Origin of the sequence: Acinetobacter sp. YH16042 (genome assembly GCF_013417245.1) — a bacterium.
Taxonomy (GTDB): Bacteria; Pseudomonadota; Gammaproteobacteria; order Pseudomonadales; family Moraxellaceae; genus Acinetobacter; species Acinetobacter amyesii.
Genome location: NZ_VPEJ01000110.1, coordinates 1 through 1549, shown reverse-complemented (window position 1 = coordinate 1549; position 1549 = coordinate 1). Strand labels below are relative to the sequence as shown.

The following is a 1549-nucleotide window of genomic DNA, read 5'->3' as shown; positions in this document are numbered from 1 at the left end:
ATTTTCCTAAGTTTTATAGTAATGGTTTTCATTTTAGCTATGGTTATTAAGATCGAAAATGATCAGAAAAAAAGGCAAGAGTTAAGTAAATTGGAGTTAGTTAAAAAGAAAGTTAATTAAGCAAAAACTGAGTTATACTTTTTTGATAACGATAATAACTAAGCCCAGAAAGCGCCTAATCTCAGCACTGCACCTGCTGGGATTTTTTTTATTTAAATATCTGATATAGTGGTACTTATATAAAATATTATAACTTAGGTGGTCCATGCCTAGCCTAACTCTCAAAGCCACATCAAAAAGATGCTTCGAGCCTAAAGTTCTAATGATTCTAATCGAGTGTCTGCCTGATGAACAAAGGCCTCCTATCAAAGAGTTATTAACCTCTTATCCTGTAGAAATTAAACTAAATCTAACTCCAGAAGTCTTAGAACCCACTATCGAAAAAATACTAAAACGCTTAGGCAGAGCATTTATTATCAGTAAGTAGATCAGTTCTGAAGTTTTCTTAAAATTAACATAATATAACTGTTTTTTCCTTCAATATCATTATATTAGAGATTGCCGCCTTGAATCATAGAGCAACAGGGCGGCAACTTTTCTATTTTTTATGTTCTACGGTTTTAATTAGATATTTTAATAATTAAATTCATTCCAGTAAGAACCGAGCGAGTGTCTACGAGCGATCACCTGGCATTAAAATTTTGCCCCTGCCTTTTCCCTGATTACAAGCCCCCCCTTTGCTTCTTAACGAAAGATATAGAGCATCCCGAAGGGTGCGAACTGTATTAATTAGAATCTAAACGAGCGAAGCGAGCATAAAGATTACTGAGCGAAGCGAAGGCCTAGTTTCTTTTTTTATTAAATCCTCAACTTCTATTTAAAAAAAACAGCCCCTCAACCGAGCTTTAGCGAGGTTAAAACGTCCGAGCTTTAGCGAGGGCATAGGGCTGTTTTCATGCCTGCTTAGGCTTTTATATATATTTTAAAGCTTTTAAATGCTTTTAGACACTCTTAAACCCTTACTACAGAAGGGTTTCAAGCCCTATAAAAGGACATTTAGTCGGTTATAAAAGGACATTTAGTCGGTTATAAAAGGACATTTAGTCGGTTATAAAAGGACATTTAGTCTTGATTTAAGGACATAATTAATATTGACCTTTTAATGATAATTTTGTACAGTGTCCTTACTTTGAATAATAATATGCTTTGAAGATGAAGAATGAGCTTGTTGTGAAAGATAACGCATTAATGAACGCTAGTTATAATTTAGAAGTAACCGAACAGCGCTTAATACTTCTTGCAATCATTAATGCAAGACAAACAGGTAACGGTATAACTGCTGATAGTAAGTTAGAAATACATGCTAATGATTACGCTAGTCGTTTTAATGTTAGTAACGATGGTGCTTACAAAGCACTGAAAAGTGCTGTTCTAAACCTGTTTGATCGTCAATTTTCATTTAAAGAAGAAGATAAAAAGGGAAATGTAGGAACTGTTAAGTCTAGATGGGTAAGCCGTATTAAATATATTGATGATTCAGCTACATTAG

At 33.9% G+C, this 1549-nt stretch carries 1 protein-coding gene; it reads left to right on the top strand.

The genetic code is table 11. The annotated features are described in order from the left end of the window. Nucleotides 1-1212 precede the first annotated feature (1212 nt). On the top strand, nt 1213-1549 hold a 337-nt coding region (locus FTV37_RS17350), incomplete at its 3' end, for a RepB family plasmid replication initiator protein (RefSeq protein WP_180064332.1).